The sequence below is a fragment of the Nitratireductor aestuarii genome, from assembly GCF_014641695.1.
Lineage (GTDB): Bacteria > Pseudomonadota > Alphaproteobacteria > Rhizobiales > Rhizobiaceae > Chelativorans > Chelativorans aestuarii.
In genome coordinates, this window is record NZ_BMIF01000061.1 from 1 (window position 1) to 828 (window position 828).

At 56.6% G+C, this 828-nt stretch carries 1 protein-coding gene; it reads right to left on the minus strand.

Features of this window, described 5'->3' with window-relative positions:
* Positions 1-20: 20 nt before the first annotated feature.
* Positions 21-775 (minus strand): IS5 family transposase gene (locus tag IEX27_RS21105; protein WP_122066713.1). Its coding sequence is split into 2 segments (ribosomal slippage): positions 21-442 and positions 442-775, totalling 756 coding nucleotides; the frame shifts between segments, so codons are not numbered across the junction.
* Positions 776-828 lie beyond the last annotated feature (53 nt).

Genomic DNA, 828 nt, shown 5'->3' on the forward strand with positions numbered 1-828 from the left:
TAGGCTCAGGACTCGTTAAATCAAAGCCAGAAGATAACGGCAGCGGCGATGCATATTGCTGAGAAGAAAGTATGCGCACATCGGTCGTAGCGCGTCGCGATGCGCCGCCAGTCCTTGAGTTTGGCGAAGAGGTTCTCGACCTTGTGACGCTTCTTGTAGAGCGCCTTGTCGTAGGAATATGGAACCTTTCTGCTGCGGCTTGAGGGGATGCAGGGCTCGATGCCCTTTGCCTGCAAGGCTTCCCGGAAGGACTTGCTGTCATAGCCCCTGTCGGCAATCAGCGTTTTTGCAGCAGGCAATACATTCAGCATCAGACGAGCGCCTTTATGGTCGCTCATCTGGCCTTCGCTGAGCAGCATGATGATCGGGCGTCCCTCGCCATCGCAGACAGTGTGCAGCTTGGAGTTCAGCCCGCCTTTGGTTCGCCCGATACGACGGGGAACATCCCCTTTTTTAGCAGGCTCGCGGCCGTGCGATGCGCTTTCAGATGTGTGGCGTCGATCATGATGCGTTCGGGATTGGGACCTTCGCCGGCCAGCGCCGCGAAGATGCGGTCGAACACGCCGAGCCGGCTCCAGCGAATGAAGCGGTTATAGAGGGTCTTGTGCGGCCCGTAATCCTTTGGCGCATCCTTCCATTGCAGACCATGCTTGATGACGTAGACGATGCCGCTGACGACACGGCGATCATCGACGCGTGGAACACCGTGGGCCAAGGGAAAATGCGGCTCGATCCGAGCCATCTGGCGCTCGCTCAGCAGAAACAAATCACTCATCACGGTCTCCTTCTAGAAACCGTGAATCACATCTCAACTCAAATTAATAGGTC